Genomic DNA, 17,748 nt, shown 5'->3' with positions numbered 1-17,748 from the left:
CTGGGGAGGCTGTGTCCCCGTCATGACCATCTTCACGAGGGGACTCTCATGACTGCGTTACGAACGCGCCTTCTCGCGGGCTCGGCCGCGCTCGCCGCGGGCCTGGCCGCGGTCGCCGTGCTGACGCCGGCCGCGCCCGCCTCGGCCGCCCGGGTGGAGGCCGCCTGCTCCGACGCCCCCAGCGACGCCGCGGCGATCCAGGCCGCCATCGACTCCTCCAAGGACGGCGACGAGATCGTCATCAAGGGGCCGTGCCTGATCAACACCACGATCAGCCTGGCCGACCGGCGCACCTACCGGGGCGACGCCAAGGCCGGCACGGTGCTCAAGCAGGCCGACGGCGCCAACCTGCCCGCGGTGCTGGCCTCCAAGGGCTGGCTGGAGGACACCGAGTTCAGCGGCGAGAGCGTGCGCGTCGAGCGGCTGACCATCGACGGCAACCGCGACCACAACACCGGCACGGTCGGCCTGCTGCTGCGCTCGTGGAACACCCGGGTCTACGACGTGGACATCTACGGCACGCCGTCCGACGGCATCCGCATCAGCAACCCGTCCAGGAACGGCACGACGCTGCGCAACACGATGGTCAACAGCGTCATCAGCGACGTCTACATCGAGGGCGCCGCCGAGGCCGGGATCCGCGTCGTCGACCCCGGCAACTCCGTCACCGACTGGACGCTGCAGCGCTCCTGGATCGGCTTCAGCGGCACCCACGCCATCCAGAGCGACAACGCGGCCGGCTGGACGATGAGCGGCCTGCACCTGTACGCGACCCCGAAGAACGCCATCGACGCCCACCGCTGCTTCGGCACCTCGATCCAGGACAACTACATCGAGGACTTCGGCGCCGAGAGCACGACGGGCCAGACGTACTACGGCATCCGCTGCGACCTGCAGGGCGACGCCGCCACCACGATCACCGGCAACCGCGTGCACAAGTTCCTGCCGCCCCCGAACGCGCTGGCCGAGCTGCGCAAGGCCCGCCAGAGCGGTGCGGCGCCGCCCGAGCGCAAGATCGCCGCGACCGGCCCGCTCCCCGACGGCGTGGACTTCGTCTACCTGGCGCTGGACGCGGTCAACTACGGCGCGGGCCACGCCGCGATCACCGGCAACACCGTCGTCGGCCACGGCACCAAGCGCGAGACCGGCATCCTGCTGGCCAAGGGCGAGGGCGAGTCGATGTCGGTGGCCTCCTCGGGCAACCTCCTCGACGGCGTCGGGAAGCGGCGCAAGGTCGGCGCGGGCGTCCACCTGAGCAGGGGTTACTGATCCGGCGACGCCGCCCCCGGCTCAGCGCAGCAGCACGTGGCAGGCCAGCTGCAGCGCCAGGCGGGTGGCGGCGTCGTCCAGGTCGAACCCGGCGGCCTTGATGCGGTCCAGGCGGGTGGTGACCGTGTTGCGGTGCACGCCCAGGCGTTCGGCGGCCTTGAGCGCGCCGCCCTCGTCCAGCACGGCGGCCAGCGTCACCAGCAGCGTGCCGTCCTTGTCGACGGCCAGCAGCGGCTGGAGCACGACGGTCGCCGGCGCGCGCAGCACCCCCGCCGGGAGCGCGCCGAGCAGCTCGGCCGGTCCCATCCGGTCGGCGCGGGCCACCGTGCCCGCCCCGGCCACGAACGCCGCCGCCTCGGCGCCGAGCAGCGACTCCTCCACCGCCTCCAGCCCCTCCACCGCCGCGCCCACCCCGGCCGTGCACGGCCAGGGCATGCCGTGCACGCAGCGCCGCAGGTGCTCGGCGAGGTCGCCGGGCGGCTCCGGCGACCACCCGGCCCAGCCCTCGCCGCGCCGCAGCACCGGCACCTGGCCCAGCGCCGCGGTGACCAGCGCCTGCACCAGCGGCCCGTCGTCGGCCAGCGCCCCCATCGGGCGGACGTGGTAGGCGGTCAGCGTGCCGCGCACCCCCCACCCCAGCGCCACCGCCTCCGCCGGGGCTCCCTCCAGCCAGATGCCGCCGTCGCCGGCCGGTTCGTGGGCCGGCCGGCCGGCCGCGAGCAGCCGCCGGGCCAGCGCCGACTGCAGCGCGAAGTCGCGCGAGGCGCGCAGGCGCTCCTGGGCCGCCCACGCCGCCAGCGGGGCCACCGCCAGGCCCAGCACGGTCCGCACCACCGCGGGCCAGCCGGGCGAGCGGGACGTGCCGGCGGCCACCAGCGTCCCGAGCGCCGGGCCCTCCTGTCCGGGCACCTCGACCTCGGCCGCCCACCGGGACCCCGGCGGCCGGGCCGGCTCGTGCTCGCCCGGCGCGCGGGCGGCGCTCTGGCGGCCGGCGACGTGCAGGCCGTACCGGTCGAGGAAGGCCACCGACGTGCCGGGCAGCTCGGCGTTGAGCACCCCGAGCACCCGCCGCGCCGAGGGGCCGGCGTCGGCCAGCCGGGTCGCGCAGCGGGCGACGAGCTGGGTGCGGGCCGCCTCCGGCCTGGAGGCCGCCGAGGCGACCCGGACGGCGACGATCAGCGGGTCCTCGTCCACGAAGATCAGGGTGACGCCGAGCCGTTCGGCCAGCACCTCGCCCGACCCCGCGCTCAGGCCGCCCGACGGCGCGATCACGCAGGCCGCCGCCTGCTCCCAGGCCCGGCGCATGGCCATCTCGACCGCCCAGCCGCCGCCGGCCGCCGCGCCGATCAGCACGACCGCCGTGTGCGGCGTCACCGCGCCGAACACCGACAGGTCGTCCACGATGCGGACCTGGTGCACGGGGTTGTCGCCGCTGCCGTACATCCGGGCCCCGGCCAGCGGGCCCGCGTTGACCAGCTCCGCCACCGTGACGGGCGCCTCCCAGCCGGGCTCGCGCAGGCCGCTCACGGCGACTCCGCCCGCTGCTCGAACGGGATCCCGAACGCCCGCAGCCCGCCCAGCGCGAGCCCCGCGTCCGTGTGCCAGACCGGCGCGGCCTTGACCACCATGATCTCCACCTCCATGCCGGGCGCCGCCTTGTCGACGTCCACGACCAGGCCGTCGGCCGACGAGATCATGCAGATCTGGTCCGGCGCCATCGCCACCGGCGCCCCGTCGGCCAGGGCGAGCACGATCTCGTTGTGCGCCTCCAGCCGGACGAGCCTGCGCAGGCCGCCCGTCTCCTGCACCACGATGCTGGAGGGCAGCGAGGGCATGGCCACGTCGGCGCCGTGCCCCGTGCTGCCCTCGACGGCCAGGATGCGGCCCGCGCACAGCGTGCGCACCCCGTACGGGGCCGCCGCCGAGCGCGGTGCGCCGGTCACCCCGGCCGCCAGCAGCAGGCTGACCGTGCCCGGCACCAGCACCCGTGCCAGGTCCCGGGCCGCCATCGGGTAGCAGGCGGCCACCGCCCACCCGCCCACCGCCAGCACGACGGGACGCAGCAGCTCCTCCACCCGGCCGCCCGCGGTCTCCAGCAGCACCAGCTCCCCCGACGCCCCGGCCAGCGCCATCGGGGACGCGCTCAGCCCGCCCAGCGTGTACGTCGTCTGCTCCACCAGCGGGAACACCCGGCCCGTCCCGTCGCCGTCGACCAGCGGCACGCCCAGGGCCGCCGCGGCGACCAGCGGGATCAGCGCGTTCTCGGCCGCCAGGTTGAGCGCCGCCACGGCGCCGGCCCGCTCCCCCAGCCGCCGCTCCAGCGCCCGCACCGCCCGTACGGGCTCGTCGCCCGCGGGCAGCTGCTCGCCCAGCGCGGTCGTGGACCCGACCAGGCTGACCACCATGCACAACGTCCCCGGGTCCAGCTCGTGCGCGGCGGCCAGCTCGACGCCGTCGCCGAGCACCGACTCCGCCCAGGCGAGGGTGAGACCGTAGGACGACTCGCCCGCGCCCGTGGCGAACAGCCGTGACCCCGCCGAGAAGCGGCGCAGCTCATCGGGGCCGACGAGCCGGGTCACGGCGTCGCGCCTTCGGCCGTGACGCGCACCCGGTAGAAGCCGTCGGGCAGGTAGGACAGCGGGTTGACGGTGGTCTCGGCGATCCGGGCGAAGCCGGGCGCGGCGCCGGCGCTGACCACCCGGGTCAGGGCCTCGTCCCTGGCGTCCTGCAGCGCCCGGTCCAGCTCGGCCCGGCCGCGGGCCTGCACGATGCGCTCCACCTGGGCCTCGGGACGGGCGAGCGCCGCCCCGTAGGCCGCGGCCAGCAGGTCCTCGCCCGCCGGCTCGATCACCTGGAACGGCGCCGGGACGTCCGCCGTGGCCAGGGCGGCCCGGCCGCGGCGCAGGCTGGTCGTCCCGCCGCGGTCGCAGGCCCGCGGGTACCTGCGGAAGTAGTGCGCCGACACCAGGCCGCTGCCGGTGCGGGCGAAGAACACCGGCACCCCGGGCAGCTCCCGCGCCACCCGGTCGGCGATCCGGCCCGCCTCGGGGCCGAGCGCCGCGTTCCGGATCGCGTGCGCCTCACGTTCCCGCAGGCCGGGGCGGCCGAACTCGTACGACAGCGTGATCCTGGCCGCGGGCACCTCGGCGGCGATGATCGCGGCCACCGCCAGCTCGTGGTCGGCCAGCATCGGCGAGCCGGTCGCCGTCACCGCGAAGTCGAGCAGGCCGCAGCCGGCGGCGAAGGCGCGCACCGCGCCGGTGTCCAGCGGAGCCAGCGGGCGGCCGGTCAGGCTGTGCCCGCCGCGCACGATCGTGGCCACCCCCGGGTCGGCCACCGGCCGCAGCACCGGCGGGCACGGTCCGCCGACGCGGATCGCGGCCACCGGCGCGCGCGGCATCCCGTCGAGGTCGACCGCCACGCAGGCGCGTACGGCCTGCGACGGCGGCGCGCCGTCGCCGACGGCCACCACCGCCGGCGACGGCCCGTCCAGCGCGACGCCGAGGATCACTCCAGCTCGCGCCCTTCGGTCTCGGGCAGCGGCATGGCCAGCAGCGCCGTGGCCACCATGAACGCGTTGATCACCAGCATCGTCGCGGTGAAGCCGGTGGCGTGGGCCAGCAGCGCGCCCACGGCCGACGGCGCGACCGTGGTGGCCACGAGCTGGGAGGCCGTGGCCCAGGAGTAGCCGGTGCCGCGCAGGGCGGTCGGGTAGAACTCGCCGTTCCAGGTGTTCCAGACGCCCCACGCGCCCAGGCTGAAGAACGACAGGACGAAGTTGCCCAGGTACAGGCCGGTCAGGCTGCTCGCGGTGGCGAACCACAGGCCGCCCAGCACCGCGGCGACCACGTAGAACAGGAAGACCTTCTTGCGGCCGAACCGGCCGGTCAGCAGGGACGCGCTCACGTACCCGGGGATCATCATCAGCGCGCTGAGCGCGGCGAAGCCGAGCGAGGCCGACAGCGACAGGCCCTTGGCCTGCAGCAGCGTCGGCAGCCAGGTCTGCAGCCCCCAGTAGCCCCAGTTGAAGACGAAGTTGAGCAGCAGCATGAGCACGGTGATCCGGGCCAGCCGGCCGCGGAACAGGTCCATGGGGTTGCCCGCGCGCTCGCTCGCCACAGTCCCGGCGACTGTGAACGTGGCCTCGGCGTCGGGGCTGCCCAGGAGACGGAGCACGGCCCGCGCCTCCTCCTGCCGCCCGCGAGCGGCCAGCCAGTACGGCGACTCGGGCACCCACGCCCTGATCGCGAACGCCCACAGCCCGGCCGCCGCGCTGGCGATGACCACGACGTGCCAGCCGAGCCCGCCGAGCGTCACCGAGGCGGCGATGGCCGCCAGCATGCCGATGGGCCAGCCGATCGACAGGTAGACCGCGGCCCGGCCCCGGTGCCTGGTCGGCAGCAGTTCCAGGAAGAGCGGGAAGGTGATCGTGTAGACCCCGGCCAGCGCGAGCCCGGAGCAGACGCGGAGCGCGACCAGGGTCTCCATGTTCGGCGCGAACGCCGAGGCGAGCGCGATCACGCCGTAGGCCAGCAGCGACCAGAACGCGGTCGGCCGGCGTCCGACGCGGTCGGCGAGCGGCCCCCAGACCAGCACGCCGGGGATCATGCCGAAGGCCACCGCCGACAGCACGACGCCGATCCCGGCCTCGTCGATGCCGAACGCCGGCCCGAGGTCGCCGGAGACGTAGACCAGGGCCAGCTGCTCCCAGGACTCGATGACGAAGGCGATGAACAGGGCGAGCGCGATGAGCACGTGCCGGCGGGAGAACGGCATCCGGTCGAACGCCGCCCCGATGGGGAGCGTCGGTGCGTCGGTGGCGGTCATGCAAGCTCCTCGGAGGGGGGCGCGAAGTATTGCCGCACCATAGGGCCGTCCCCCTTCCGCCTCGGTGTGCGCGACGCCCGGCCGGGGCCGGCCCGGCTGTGCGCGGCGCACTGCCGGGGTCGCTTGCCGGAATCATGCCGCTGTCGCTGCCGGGGCACTGCCGCTGTCACCGCCGGTGCCGTCGCGCGGCGTGCCCGCGTCCGGTCACGTCGTCAGGGCGTGTCCGCGCGCACGTCGTCGGTGTGCGGCCTGGTGCACGAGCTGAGCGTGTTCTCGTGCACGTGCACGATCTTCCACTCGCCGTCCACCAGCCGCAGCACGCTCGTCGTCCGGACGAGTTCGGGGTCGCCCTGCTCGAAATCCACCTGCAGCAGGTACCTGGCCAGGGCGGTGTCGCCCCACACGTCCACGATCTCGTCGATGGGCCGGACGGAGGTCTCCGCCGGGCCGTCCGACGGCCGCGCGTCGCGCACTCTGTCGAGCTGCCGCCTGCTGGTGATCAGGCCGGGCTCGGCGGAGTCCCAGATCGTGGCCTCCGGGTGGAGGAGCCGGTCGATGCCCTGCCTGTCGCCTCGCGCGTAGGCGTCGTACATGCCGGTAATAACGGCCCAGACAGCGTCGCGTGCCACGCTTCCGTACTCCTTTGGCTTGGTGGAGAAATATCGTTCTTTCTCACCGTATGGGCAGCGTGGAACGCAGGCGTCTTTACGTTGTAGATCAGGGGTTCAGCCACTCGCGCAGTTTGCCGACCGCCAGGCTCATGGCGGCCTTGTTGGCGTTGGTGTCGCGCAGCAGGTCCACCATGGCGAAGTCGTGCACCATCCCCGCCAGCTCGACCGCCGTGACGTCGTTGCCCGCCTCCCGCAGCCGGGCCGCGTACGCCTCGCCCTCGTCCCGCAGGACGTCGGCCTGGCCGTTCAGCACCAGGGCCGGCGGCAGGCCGCGCAGCTCCTGGTCGCTCGCGCGCAGCGGCGAGGCGTGGCTCTCCGCGCGCTGCGCCGGATCTGTCGTGTACTGGTCCCAGAACCACTTCATACCGTCCCGGTTGAGGTAGTAGCCCGTGGCGAACTGCTTGTAGGACTCGGTGTCGAAGTTCGCGTCCGTGACGGGGTAGAACAACACCTGGCCGAGCAGCCGCACGTCACCGCGCTCCTTGGCCATGAGCGTGAGCACGATCGACATGTTGCCGCCCACCGAGTCCCCGGCCACGGCCATGCGGGAGGGGTCCAGGCCCTTCTCCGCGCCGTGCTCGGCCACCCACTGGGCGGCGGCGTAGTTCTGCTCGATCTGCGTGGGGTACTTCGCCTCGGGCGCGCGGTCGTACTCGGGGAAGACGACGGCGGCGCCGGTGCGCACGGCCAGCTCGCGCACGAGCCGGTCGTGCGTGTGCGCCGAGCCGAACACCCAGCCCGCGCCGTGGATGTAGAAGATGACCGGCAGCGTGCCCGTGGCCCCCTTGGGCTTGACGATGCGCACCGGGACGATGCCCGTCGGGCCGCCCTGCACCTGGATCCACTCCTCGTCGATCTCCGGCTTGGGCACGCCCGGGTCGGACTGCAGCTTCTCCAGGACCTCGCGGCCCTGCTCGGGCGGCAGCTCGTAGATGAAGGGGCGCTTGGCGTTGGCGTCGGCGAACTCCTGCGCCGCCTTCTCCAGCACGATCTGCTTGCTGATCATCGTCGTCACGGTGGCCGTCCCCGGTCGTCAGTGTGGTCCACCCCGGTTCCTGCCTTGGCCTGCCTCGATCCGATCGCCCGGTTGCGTCAAATTCCCATCAAGCGGCGCTCATTCGCGCCGGAGCTCGTGGTCCAGCTCCGCCAGCTCCGCGCCGCCGGCCATCAGCGCGGTCAGCTCGTCCTTGCCGATGTCGGACTTGGCGTACTCCCCCATGCCGGTCCCGCGGTTGAGCAGCAGGAACCGGTCGCCGACCGGGTAGGCGTGGTGCGGGTTGTGGGTGATGAACACCACGCCGAGCCCCCGGTCGCGGGCGCGGGCGATGTAGCGCAGCACCACGCCCGCCTGCTTGACGCCCAGCGCCGAGGTGGGCTCGTCCAGGATGAGGACGCGCGCGCCGAAGTGCACGGCCCTGGCGATGGCGACCGACTGCCGCTCGCCGCCGGACAGCGTGCCGACGGGCTGGTCGACGTCCCGGATGTCGATGCCCATGGCGCGCAGCTCCTCCGCCGCCGTCCGCCGGGCCCCGGCCACGTCGAAGGCGATCCCCTTGCGGGGTTCGGAGCCGAGGAAGAAGTTCCGCCAGACCGACATGAGCGGGATCATCGCCAGGTCCTGGTAGACGGTGGCGATGCCGCGGTCGAGCGCCTCGCGCGGGCTGGAGAAGCGCACCTCGGCGCCGTCCACCAGGTAGGTCCCCGTGTCGTGCTGGTGCACCCCGGCCAGGATCTTGATGAGGGTGGACTTCCCGGCGCCGTTGTCGCCGAGCACGCAGGTGACCGAGCCCGCCTCCACGCCCATCGACACCCCGCGCAGGGCCAGCACCGAGCCGAACGTCTTGCCGATGTCGCGGGTCTGCAGAATCAATGCCGCACCTCCTCGGCGTAGCGCCGGACCATCCGGTTGGCCAGCGTGGCGAGCAGCAGCATGGCCCCGAGGAAGAACTTGAACCAGTCGGCGTCCCAGCCCAGGAACACGATGCCCTTGTCGGCCATGCCGAAGATCACCGCGCCGATGGAGGCGCCGACGGCGGAGCCGTACCCGCCGGTCAGCAGGCAGCCGCCGATGACGGCCGCGATGATGTAGATGAACTCCTGCCCGATGCCGATGTTGGCCTGGACGGAGGTGTAGCGCAGCGCCAGGATCGAGCCGACCAGCCAGGCGGCCACCGCCGTGGTCATGAACAACGCGATCTTCGTCCGGGCCGCCGGCACCCCGACCGCCCGCGCGGCCTGCTCGTCGCCGCCCACGGCGAAGATCCAGTTGCCCGGCCTGGAGCGCATGAGCACCCACGTGGCCAGCGCGGTGATCGCGATCCACCACAGGATCGCCACCCGGAACGACGTGCCGCCGATCTGGATCGTGCCCGCGAGCAGCGCGCTGGCGCCGTCGAACCCGGCCGCCCGGCGCAGCCCGCCGACCTGGACGGTCCCGGTGATGGCCTTGGTGACGCCGAGGTTGACGCCCTGCAGCATGAGGAACGTGCCCAGCGTGACGATGAAGCTGGGCAGCTTCGTCCGGGTCACCACCAGGCCGTTGGCGAACCCCACGGCGAGCGCCACGACCAGCCCGGCCAGCATCGCCGGCCACACCCCGAACCCGTAACGGGTGGCCAGCGTGACCAGGATCAGCCCGCTGGTCCCGGTCAGCACGCCCGCCGACAGGTCGAACTCGCCGCCGATCATGAGCAGCGCCACCGCGACCGCCATGATCCCGAGCGTGGCGGCCGGGTCGAGCCAGTTGGCGATCCCGGCCGGCGAGCGGAACACCTCCGACTGCGCGGCGAAGAACGCGAACACCACGACCAGCCCCACCACGGCGCCGAGCTCCGGCCGGACGATCAGGCGGCGGGCCAGGCCGACCCGGGCGACCCGCTCGTCGGCCCGCGCGGGGGCGGCCGTCATCGGCGCCCCTCCCCGCCTTCATGCCGGCGGCCGCTCATCGGGTGCCCGCCTCGGCCAGCTTGGCCACCTGCTCGGCGTTGTCCTTGGTGACGAACCCGGGCCCGGTGTTGACCGGCAGCCCGCCGCCGACGGTGTTGAGGTTGTCCTTGTACAGCTTCAGGAACGTGATCGGCAGGTAGCCCTGCAGGTACTGCTGCTGGTCGACGGCGAACAGGATCTCGCCGTCCTTGATCGCGGCGACCACGTCGCCCGACAGGTCGAAGGTGGCGAGTCTCGCCTGCGAGCCCGAGTCCTTGATCGCGTCCCTGGCCGCGACGGCGACCGCCGGGTTGAGCGCGAGCACGCCGTTGACCTGCTTGTCCGACTGCAGCTTGGCGGTGACCTTGGAGGTCACGTCGGCCAGGTTGGCGACGTCCACCTGCAGGCGCTCGACCGTGCCGCCCAGGGTCTGCTCGGCGCCCTTGCAGCGCTGGTCGAGGCCGACGTTGCCGGCCTCGTGCACGACGCACAGCAGCTTGGTGACGCCCGCGGCCTTGAGCTGCTCGCCCGCGCCGCGGCCGGCCACGTCCTCGGACTGGCCGACGTGGGTGAGGGCGCCGAACGCCTTGGAGGAGTCGGCCCCGGAGTTGATGGTGACGACCGGGATCTTCGCCGCGACGGCCTTGCCGACGGCCTCCTTGAGCGCGTCGGGGTTGGCCATGGAGACGACGAGGCCGTCCACCTTCTCCGCGACGGCCTGGTCGATGAGCTGCGACTGCTTGGCGGGGTCGCCGTCGCCCTGGTAGGTGACCTTGACGCCGTACTGCTTGCCGGCGGCCTCGGCGCCGTTCTTGACGACGTCCCAGAAGGCGTCCCCGGCGCCGCCGTGGGTGATGACGGCGAAGCCGCCGCCGCCGCCCGCCGGGGCGGCGGCCGAGCCTGGGGCGGCGCTCTGCGCGCCCTGCTCGCCGGAGGAGGAACAGCTGGTCAGGGCGAGTACGCCGGCCAGCGCCAGCACGATCGGGGTACGTCTCATCGAATACCTCCAAGACCAACGGGCTAGCCTGGTTCTACCGCAATGTGATCTCTTTGTATAGACATACGGACCAGCGCCTCGATCACTCTCGGAAGTAGAACGGAATCTTTCGTTCCCGTATGCTGGAGGCATGACCAGCGCACCCATGAGCGGCCGCAAGGCGCAGGCGGCCCGCAACGACGAGTTGATCCTCCAGGCGGCCAGGGCGGTCTTCACCGCCGATCCGGGCGCGCCCATCGCGGCCGTGGCCGAGAAGGCGGGCGTCGGGATCAGCGCGCTCTACCGCCGGTACCCCAGCAAGGAGGCGTTGCTGCAGAAGTTGTGCGGCGACGGGCTGAAGCTCTACGCCGCCGTGGCCCAGCGGGCGATGGACGACGAGGGCGACCCCTGGGAGGCGTTCGCCTCCTACCTGCGCGGCATCGTGGACGCCGACACCAACTCCCTGACGATCAAGCTGGCCGGCACCTTCCAGCCGACGGAGGAGCTCTACCACGACGCCGTCCACGCCGGAGACCTGGCCACCCGGCTGCACCGCCGGGCGGTCGAGGCGGGCGTGCTGCGGGCCGACGTCACGGTGGCCGACATCGCGCTGCTGTTCGAGCAGATCGCCTCGATCAAGCTGGGCGACGAGGAGCGCACCTCCCAGCTCCGCCACCGCTACCTGACGCTGATGATGGACTCGCTGCGGGTGCCGCCCGCCCACCGCGACCTGCCCGGCCCGGCCCCGGCGGACGAGGAGCTGCAGGTCCGCTGGTACCCCTCCCGTTAACCGGGTCCGGGCCGGTCGGCGGGGGCGAGCCGGCGGGCCAGGTCCAGCACGCGGCGGGCCCTGGCCAGGACCGGGGCGTCCACGAAGCGGCCGTCGGGCAGGGCGACCGCCCCCGCGCCGGCGCCCGTGCCCGCCCGCTCGGCCGCCTCGACGATCTCGGCGGCCCTGGCCGTCTCCTCCTCGGTGGGGCGGAAGGCCCGCCGGATGGCCGGGAGCTGTGCGGGGTGGATGGCGGTCCTGCCGAACAGGCCGAGCGCGCGGCCGGCCCGGCAGGAGGCGAGGAGCCCGTCCTCGTCCTTGATGTCGGGGTAGACCGACATGGGCACCGGCGGCAGGCCCGCCGCCGCGGCGGCCAGGACGACCTGCAGCCTGAGCTGGTTCATGGCGGTCTCGTCGGTGAGGGACAGCTCGGCGGCCAGGTCCTGCTCGCCCAGCGCCACGCCCGCCACCCGCGGGTGCGCGGCCACGGCGCGGGCCTCGACGATCCCGGCCGCCGACTCCAGCAGCGCGTACAGGGGGGCCGTGCCGGGCAGGGCGTCCAGCGCGGCGGCCGACTCGACCTTGGGCAGCCGTACGGCGTCGGCCAGCTCGCCCACGGCCGCCAGGTCCGCCAGGCCGCGCGCGGTCGTCACGTCGTTCACCCGGACGTGGATCGCCGGCCCGGCCTGCCTGGGCCCGCGCAGGTAGGCGACGGCGTGGGCGCGGGCGGCGTCCTTGGCGGCGGGCGCGACCGCGTCCTCCAGGTCGACGATGACGACGTCGGCGCCCGAGGCGGCGGCCTTGGCGAAGCGCTCAGGGCGGTCGCCGGGCACGTACAGCCAGGTGACGGGGGCGTTCACGCGATCACCCCGGCCGCGCGCAGGGCCGCGACGGTCTCGGCCGGGTAGTCCAGCTCGCCGAGCACCTCGTCGGTGTCGTGGCCGAGCGGGCGGCCCGGCCAGCGGATCTCGCCGGGCGTCTCCGACAGGCGGAACAGCACGTTCTGCAGGGTGACCGTGCCGAGCTCCTCGTCCGGCAGCTCGACGAACGTGCCGAGCGCGGCGTACTGCGGGTCGGTCGCCAGGTCGGTGACGTCGTAGATGGGGGCGACGGCGGCCTGGGCCTCCTCGAAGCGGGCGATCACCTCGTCGGCGTCGCGGGCGGCGATCCAGGTGGCGACCGCCTCGTCCAGCTCGTCCACGTGCTGGACGCGGCCGTGACCGCTGGCGAACCACGGCTGCTCGACCAGGTCGGGCCGCCCGACCAGCGTGACGACCCGCTCGGCGATCGGCTGGGCGCTGGTGGAGATCGCCACCCAGCGGCCGTCGCGGGTGCGGTAGGTGTTGCGCGGGGCGTTGCTGCTGGACCGGTTGCCGGTGCGCCGCGGCACCACCCCGAGCGCCTTGTACGCGGTCATCTGCGGCCCGAGCAGGCCCAGGATCGGCTCGATGATGGCCAGGTCGATCACCTGGCCGCGGCCGGTCGCCGCGCGGGCGTGCAGCGCCACCATGATCGCGTACGACATGGCCAGACCGGCGATGCCGTCGGCCAGGGCCAGCGGCGGCAGGGTCGGGGGGCCGTCCGGCTCGCCGGTCATGGCTGCGAACCCGCTCATGGCCTCGGCCAGCGTGCCGAACCCCGGCCGCCCGGCCATCGGACCGATCTGCCCGAACCCGGTCATCCGGGCCACGATCAGCCGCGGGTTGGCCTTGAGCAGGTCCTCGGGCGCGAGGTTCCAGCGTTCCAGGGTGCCGGGACGGAAGTTCTCGATCAGCACGTCGGAGCGCTCGGCCAGGCGCCGCAGGATCTCCTGGCCCTCGGCGCGGGACAGGTCGACGGCGGCGGTGCGCTTGTTGCGGGACAACGACTTCCACCACAGGCCGACGCCGTCCACCGAGGCGCCGTGGCCGCGCGAGGGGTCGCCGCGGCGCGGGTGCTCGATCTTGATCACGTCGGCGCCGAAGTCGCCGAGCATCATCGCGGCGGAGGGACCGGCGAACAGCGTCGCCGCGTCGATGACCCGCAGGTCGGCGAGACTTGTCATAGTTTGTAAGTTATAAGAAATAAGTAATAGCCGCGACCGGCCGTGCGAGAGACTGGGGACATGACAGCCAGCGAGCCCACGCCGCCCATGAGCAAGGCCGACTACGTCTACAGCGTGCTGCTGGACGAGATCCGCGGCGGCCGCATCCCGGGCGGCACCGCCCTGCGCGCCGGGGCCGTCGCCCGGCGGCTCGGCGTCTCGGTCACCCCCGTGCGCGAGGCGCTGCGGCGGCTGGAGAAGGACCGGCTGATCAGCTACGAGGCCCACCACGGCGCGACCGTCATCGACCTCGGCGACGACGCCCTGGCCGAGTACTACGGGCTGCGCGCGGTCGTCGAGGGCCTGGGCGCGCGGCTGGCCGCCGCCCGGATCACCGCCGGCGACCTGGCCGGGCTGCGCGACCTGCACCGCGAGATGGCCGCCGACGCCGAGCAGGGCAGGCACGACCGGCTGGCCGAGCAGAGCAGCCGCTTCCACCTGCGCATCGTCGACATCGGCGGCCCGGCCTTCCTCGGCGCCCACGCCAGGTCGGTGCGCAACGGCGTCCCGGTGCCCGCCGAGGCGTCGCTGTGGCTCGACCCGGAGCAGGTCGGGCGGCAGCTCCAGGCGCACGAGCGGCTGCTGGCCGCCCTGGAGGCGGGCGACGCCGACGCCGCGGAACGCGTCATGATCGACCACATCCGGCAGGCGGGCGAGTACCGCAAGCACCACTGATGACAAACATCATCGTTCACCACCGGTTCATTGATTCAGCGTGACGGGTGTTGCACGATGAGTCACTCTGATGGTCTTGCCGCGACCCCGACGCCGAAGGAGCCGACACTGTGGCGGACGTGTGGACGCTCAATCCCGACTACCGCACCCCCCGGGTCCCCACAGACCAGGCCACCGAACCCGGCCCCTGGCGCCACCCCGACGGCCAGGTGATGAACGGCGCCTACGAACGCAGGCGTCCCAGGCGGCGCACCGAGGTCGTCACCGTCTGGTACGGCTACGCGCTGAGCCGCTGCCTGGGCCCGCGCATGCCGCGTTTCAGCAGCCCGCTGGTCTCGGCCTGGAACCCGGTGCTGGCCCAGGGCCTGAGCTGCGACCCGGGGTCGCCGACGCCGTACCGCGACGAGCACTGGTGCGACCGCTGGATCGCCGAGGCCCTGCTGTACGGGCGCAAGCCGTACGGCACCTTCACCCTGCCCGCCGAGGAGGCGCTGCGCTGGTTCGCCAGGAGCGGCGGCACCGGCCTGGTCTACCGGGCGCGCGCCGAAGGCGCGGCCGTCCGGGTCGTGGCCGGCACCACCGAGCCCTACGAGCGGCTCTTCGACCTCGACTCCCTGATCGCCGACTACCACGAGGCCCTGCCCCCCGCGCGGGCCGCGGCCGAGGTGGCGGCGCTGGAAGCGCATCGCGGCCTGTCCCCCGCCCTGGCCTACGTGCTGGGCGAGGACGCCGAGGCGCGCTTCGCCGCCGCGCCGCGCTCGGTGCGCGGCCTCACCCTGGGCTACCCGCCGCGCGAGACGGCCGCCCGCGTCGCCGCCGATATGCTCGCCGGGTGAGCGGCGGAATCAAGGGCATCCTGTTCGACCTCGACGGCACTCTGCTCGACCATCGCGGCGCGGCCGACGCCGCGATCACCACGTGGGCGTCGGAGCTGGCCCCCGGCCATCCCCGCCTGCCCGAGGTCGCCGCGCTGTGGGCGGCGCTGGAGATCCCCCACCTGGCCGCCTGGCAGGCCGGCGAGTGCTCCTGGCAGGAGCAGCGCCGCCGCCGGGTGCGCGCCCTGTGCCGGGAGCTGTCCGTCGAGGCGCCCGCCGACCTGGAGGCCGCCTTCGCGAGCTACGCCGACCACTACCGGCGCGGCTGGGCCGCCTACCCCGACGTGGCCCCGGCGCTGGCCGAGCTGCGCGGCTACCCGCTGGGCGTGCTGACCAACGGGTCGCAGGGCGTGCAGGAGGCGAAGATCCGGGCGCTCGGCCTCGACGTGGGCCCGGTGCTGACCGGCGAGTGCCTGGGCGGGCACTTCAAGCCGTCCGCCGCCTGCTACGCCGCCGCCGCGCGGGCCCTCGGGCTGCCGCCCGGGCAGGTGCTGCTGGTGGGCGACGACCTCGACAACGACGTACGCGGCCCGGCGGCGGCCGGCATGCCCTCGGTGTGGATCGACCGGCTGGGAGTCGAGGCGGCGCCGGCCGGGTTCCCCCGCCTCACCTCGCTCGCCGGGCTGCCCGCACTGCTCGCCACACGCTATTTGTCTTGACATTCTGACCTCGGTTAGGCTGATCAGCATGACCCCGAACCTGGCCATCGACCTGGACCGATCCAGCCCCGTGCCGCTCTACTTCCAGGTGGCCGAGCAGATCGCCGAGGCGATCCGGCGCGGCGACCTGGCGCCCGGCTCCCGGCTGGACAACGAGATCCTGCTCGCCGACAAACTCGGCCTGTCCAGGCCGACGATCCGCCAGGCGATCCAATACCTCGTGGACAAGGGCCTGCTGGTGCGCAAGCGCGGCGTCGGCACCCAGGTGGTGCACGGCCAGGTCAAGCGCTCGGTCGAGCTGACCAGCCTCTACGACGACCTGCGCCGCTCGGGCCAGGAGCCGGCCACGCAGGTGCTCGCGCTGGAGCCGCGCCCGGTCGAGGAGGACAAGGCGGCCATCCTCGGCGTCCAGCCCGGCACCGAGATCCTCTACCTCGAACGCCTGCGCTTCGCCGCCGGCGAGCCGCTCGCCGTGCTGCACAACTGGCTGCCGCTGGGCCTGGCCCCGCTCTCGGCCGCCGACCTGGAGGGCCGCGGCCTGTACGAGCTGCTGCGCGGCGCGGGTGTGCGCATGCGGGTGGCCAACCAGCGCATCGGGGCCCGCGCCGCCGGCCAGGTCGAGGCCAAGCTGCTCGACGAGCGCCGCGGCGCGCCGCTGCTCACCATGATCAGGACGACGTACGACGACCAGGGCCGGGCCGTCGAGCACGGCTCACACGTCTATCGGGCCTCTCACTACTCCCTCGAGGTCACCCTCATCGAGCGCTGAGGCCGCGCGGCGCTTGAGGTAGAGCGTGGTGCCGATGCCGAACAGCACGGCCACCCCGAGCCCGACCCACGAGAAGCCCTTCAGCCACTTCTCGGCCACCATGCCGAGGTAGTAGATCACCGCGGTGGTGCCACCCGCCCACACGATGCCGCCCAGCACGTTCGCCACGGCGAACCGCCAGTACGGCATGCGCAGCGCCCCCGCCAGCGGCCCGGCCAGGATGCGCAGCAGCGCGATGAAGCGGCCGACGAACACGGCCCAGACGCCGTACCGGTGGAAGTAGTTCTCGGCCTTGGCGACGTGACGGGGGCCGAAATGGCGGGGGAAGCGGCGGCCCAGCCGTTCGAACAGCCGGCGGCCGCCCTTGCGCCCGATGGCGTAGCCGGCGGAGTCGCCCACGATCGCCCCCGCACTCGCGCAGACGCCGACGGCGACCGGGCTGACCACGCCCTTGGCGGACAGAATGGCGGCGCTGACCAGCACGATCTCGCCGGGCAGCGGGATGCCGAGGCTTTCCAGGCCGATCACGAGCGCGACCATCGCGCACAACCAGGCGGCGGGGATCGCTTGCAGCCATTCGTCGATATGCACGCGGCCACCCTAACCCCGCTCCCCGCCTCCTCCATCCCTCCGCCACCCGAACCTCACGCCCGCGCCGCAGCCCGAGCCGCACGCCCGGACCGCACGCCCGGACCGCTTTGCCGGGCCGCGCTTCCCGGGGCCGGCGTGCGGAGGCGGCGGGGGCTCAGCCGAGCAGGCCGCCGAGGCGGCCCTCCAGGACGAGCAGCAGTTCGGCCAGCAGGTCGGCGAGCTGGCGTTCGCGGTCGCGGGGAAGCCCTTCCAGCAGCTCGGTCTCGTAGTCGAGCTGCTCGGGCAGCAGGCGCAGGATCAGCTCCCTGCCGCGGCCGGTCAGCGAGAGGTGGGCGACGCGCCGGTCCCGCTCGTCCACCCGCCGGGCGACCAGGCCGATCTCCTCCAGCCGCCGGACCCGCTTGGTCACCGCGGCTCCCGAGGCGAACGTCTCGCGGGCGAGCCTGCCCGGCGTCAGCTCGCCGCCGACCCTGAGCAGGGCGCACAGCAGGTCGTACTCGGGACGGCTGACCCCGGCACGCCCGAGCGGGGCGTCGGCGGCCTGCTGCAGGAGCGCGGCGCAGCGGTTGAGCCTGCCGATGACGGCGATCGGGTCGAGGTCGGCGTCGGGAAGGACCTGCCGCCACTGCCGCAACGCCTTCGCGACGGCGTCCTCCACG

19 protein-coding genes are annotated in these 17,748 nt (G+C 73.8%); 6 read left to right on the top strand and 13 right to left on the bottom strand.

Going from position 1 to position 17,748, the window contains the following annotated elements; genetic code table 11:
• The first annotated feature begins 48 nt into the window (after nt 1-48).
• The gene (locus AB0J71_RS31000) at nt 49-1,269 is read left to right on the top strand and encodes a right-handed parallel beta-helix repeat-containing protein (protein ID WP_364417282.1); all 1,221 of its coding nucleotides are present in this window, start codon (nt 49-51) and stop codon (nt 1,267-1,269) included.
• Nucleotides 1,270-1,290: 21 nt separating this feature from the next.
• Here AB0J71_RS31000 and AB0J71_RS30995 read toward each other — a convergent pair whose 3' ends face one another.
• From AB0J71_RS30995 to AB0J71_RS30955, 9 genes are all read right to left on the bottom strand, one after another.
• Nucleotides 1,291-2,796, bottom strand: a complete 1,506-nt coding sequence (locus tag AB0J71_RS30995) for a helix-turn-helix domain-containing protein (protein WP_364417280.1) — start codon at nt 2,794-2,796, stop codon at nt 1,291-1,293.
• Complete coding sequence (locus tag AB0J71_RS30990) at nt 2,793-3,848, bottom strand: DUF917 domain-containing protein (protein WP_352329779.1); 1,056 nt, start codon at nt 3,846-3,848, stop codon at nt 2,793-2,795. Before AB0J71_RS30990 ends, AB0J71_RS30995 begins: the two co-directional genes overlap by 4 nt.
• The gene (locus AB0J71_RS30985) at nt 3,845-4,780 is read right to left on the bottom strand and encodes a hypothetical protein (RefSeq protein WP_364392849.1); all 936 of its coding nucleotides are present in this window, start codon (nt 4,778-4,780) and stop codon (nt 3,845-3,847) included. Before AB0J71_RS30985 ends, AB0J71_RS30990 begins: the two co-directional genes overlap by 4 nt.
• The gene (locus tag AB0J71_RS30980) at nt 4,777-6,096 is read right to left on the bottom strand and encodes an MFS transporter (protein ID WP_364392852.1); all 1,320 of its coding nucleotides are present in this window, start codon (nt 6,094-6,096) and stop codon (nt 4,777-4,779) included. The genes AB0J71_RS30985 and AB0J71_RS30980 overlap by 4 nt, the downstream gene beginning before the upstream one ends.
• A 212-nt stretch (nt 6,097-6,308) precedes the next feature.
• Complete coding sequence (locus tag AB0J71_RS30975; RefSeq protein WP_352324761.1) at nt 6,309-6,725, bottom strand: nuclear transport factor 2 family protein; 417 nt, start codon at nt 6,723-6,725, stop codon at nt 6,309-6,311.
• Between the two features lie 88 nt (nt 6,726-6,813).
• Nucleotides 6,814-7,773 (bottom strand): alpha/beta hydrolase, encoded by a 960-nt coding sequence (locus tag AB0J71_RS30970; protein ID WP_352324760.1) that lies wholly within the window; start codon nt 7,771-7,773, stop codon nt 6,814-6,816.
• A gap of 108 nt (nt 7,774-7,881) precedes the next feature.
• The gene (locus tag AB0J71_RS30965; RefSeq protein ID WP_352324759.1) at nt 7,882-8,637 is read right to left on the bottom strand and encodes an ATP-binding cassette domain-containing protein; all 756 of its coding nucleotides are present in this window, start codon (nt 8,635-8,637) and stop codon (nt 7,882-7,884) included.
• Nucleotides 8,634-9,674, bottom strand: coding sequence for an ABC transporter permease (locus AB0J71_RS30960; RefSeq protein WP_352324758.1), 1,041 nt, complete (start codon nt 9,672-9,674; stop codon nt 8,634-8,636). Before AB0J71_RS30960 ends, AB0J71_RS30965 begins: the two co-directional genes overlap by 4 nt.
• Before the next feature lie 34 nt (nt 9,675-9,708).
• On the bottom strand, nt 9,709-10,689 hold the full coding sequence (locus tag AB0J71_RS30955; protein ID WP_364417278.1) for a sugar ABC transporter substrate-binding protein: 981 nt from the start codon (nt 10,687-10,689) through the stop codon (nt 9,709-9,711).
• Between the two features lie 130 nt (nt 10,690-10,819).
• Between AB0J71_RS30955 and AB0J71_RS30950 the strand changes: the two genes are divergently transcribed.
• A complete protein-coding gene (locus tag AB0J71_RS30950; RefSeq protein ID WP_352324756.1) occupies nt 10,820-11,458 on the top strand; it encodes a TetR/AcrR family transcriptional regulator in 639 nt (212 codons plus the stop codon).
• Here AB0J71_RS30950 and AB0J71_RS30945 read toward each other — a convergent pair.
• Nucleotides 11,455-12,297 carry an aldolase/citrate lyase family protein gene (locus tag AB0J71_RS30945; RefSeq protein ID WP_352324755.1) on the bottom strand — a complete coding sequence of 281 codons (843 nt, stop codon included), beginning with the start codon at nt 12,295-12,297 and terminating at the stop codon, nt 11,455-11,457. The genes AB0J71_RS30950 and AB0J71_RS30945 overlap by 4 nt on opposite strands.
• Nucleotides 12,294-13,481 (bottom strand): CoA transferase, encoded by a 1,188-nt coding sequence (locus AB0J71_RS30940; RefSeq protein WP_352324754.1) that lies wholly within the window; start codon nt 13,479-13,481, stop codon nt 12,294-12,296. Before AB0J71_RS30940 ends, AB0J71_RS30945 begins: the two co-directional genes overlap by 4 nt.
• Before the next feature lie 60 nt (nt 13,482-13,541).
• On the opposite strand from AB0J71_RS30940, the gene AB0J71_RS30935 reads away from it, so the two are divergent.
• From AB0J71_RS30935 to AB0J71_RS30920, 4 genes are all read left to right on the top strand, one after another.
• Nucleotides 13,542-14,195, top strand: coding sequence for a GntR family transcriptional regulator (locus AB0J71_RS30935; protein ID WP_352324753.1), 654 nt, complete (start codon nt 13,542-13,544; stop codon nt 14,193-14,195).
• Nucleotides 14,196-14,305: 110 nt separating this feature from the next.
• A complete protein-coding gene (locus AB0J71_RS30930; protein ID WP_352324752.1) occupies nt 14,306-15,031 on the top strand; it encodes a hypothetical protein in 726 nt (241 codons plus the stop codon).
• On the top strand, nt 15,028-15,729 hold the full coding sequence (locus AB0J71_RS30925) for an HAD family hydrolase (protein WP_364417276.1): 702 nt from the start codon (nt 15,028-15,030) through the stop codon (nt 15,727-15,729). Before AB0J71_RS30930 ends, AB0J71_RS30925 begins: the two co-directional genes overlap by 4 nt.
• Before the next feature lie 28 nt (nt 15,730-15,757).
• Nucleotides 15,758-16,498, top strand: coding sequence for a GntR family transcriptional regulator (locus AB0J71_RS30920; protein ID WP_352324750.1), 741 nt, complete (start codon nt 15,758-15,760; stop codon nt 16,496-16,498).
• Here the strand turns inward: AB0J71_RS30920 and AB0J71_RS30915 are convergent.
• Both AB0J71_RS30915 and AB0J71_RS30910 read right to left on the bottom strand, forming a co-directional pair.
• Nucleotides 16,442-17,089: a DedA family protein gene (locus AB0J71_RS30915; protein WP_352324749.1), complete on the bottom strand. Its 648-nt coding sequence runs from the start codon at nt 17,087-17,089 to the stop codon at nt 16,442-16,444. The genes AB0J71_RS30920 and AB0J71_RS30915 overlap by 57 nt on opposite strands.
• Nucleotides 17,090-17,243: 154 nt before the next feature.
• A complete protein-coding gene (locus AB0J71_RS30910; RefSeq protein ID WP_352324748.1) occupies nt 17,244-17,747 on the bottom strand; it encodes a MarR family transcriptional regulator in 504 nt (167 codons plus the stop codon).
• Nucleotide 17,748: the final 1 nt, after the last annotated feature.

The sequence above is a fragment of the Nonomuraea sp. NPDC049637 genome (assembly GCF_040675235.1).
Classification (GTDB): domain Bacteria; phylum Actinomycetota; class Actinomycetes; order Streptosporangiales; family Streptosporangiaceae; genus Nonomuraea.
Note: the sequence above shows the minus strand (reverse complement) of the source record. Positions and strands in the feature narration are given on the sequence as shown.

What these genes read in the sequence shown, in the direction of transcription:
- AB0J71_RS31000 (WP_364417282.1), top strand. Translation starts at nt 49, where the DNA reads ATGACTGCGTTACGAACGCGCCTTCTCGCGGGCTCGGCCGCGCTCGCC.
- AB0J71_RS30940 (WP_352324754.1), bottom strand. Translation starts at nt 13,481, where the DNA reads ATGACAAGTCTCGCCGACCTGCGGGTCATCGACGCGGCGACGCTGTTC.
- AB0J71_RS30960 (WP_352324758.1), bottom strand. Translation starts at nt 9,674, where the DNA reads ATGACGGCCGCCCCCGCGCGGGCCGACGAGCGGGTCGCCCGGGTCGGC.
- AB0J71_RS30955 (WP_364417278.1), bottom strand. Translation starts at nt 10,689, where the DNA reads ATGAGACGTACCCCGATCGTGCTGGCGCTGGCCGGCGTACTCGCCCTG.
- AB0J71_RS30980 (WP_364392852.1), bottom strand. Translation starts at nt 6,096, where the DNA reads ATGACCGCCACCGACGCACCGACGCTCCCCATCGGGGCGGCGTTCGAC.
- AB0J71_RS30935 (WP_352324753.1), top strand. Translation starts at nt 13,542, where the DNA reads ATGACAGCCAGCGAGCCCACGCCGCCCATGAGCAAGGCCGACTACGTC.
- AB0J71_RS30920 (WP_352324750.1), top strand. Translation starts at nt 15,758, where the DNA reads ATGACCCCGAACCTGGCCATCGACCTGGACCGATCCAGCCCCGTGCCG.
- AB0J71_RS30950 (WP_352324756.1), top strand. Translation starts at nt 10,820, where the DNA reads ATGACCAGCGCACCCATGAGCGGCCGCAAGGCGCAGGCGGCCCGCAAC.
- AB0J71_RS30970 (WP_352324760.1), bottom strand. Translation starts at nt 7,773, where the DNA reads ATGATCAGCAAGCAGATCGTGCTGGAGAAGGCGGCGCAGGAGTTCGCC.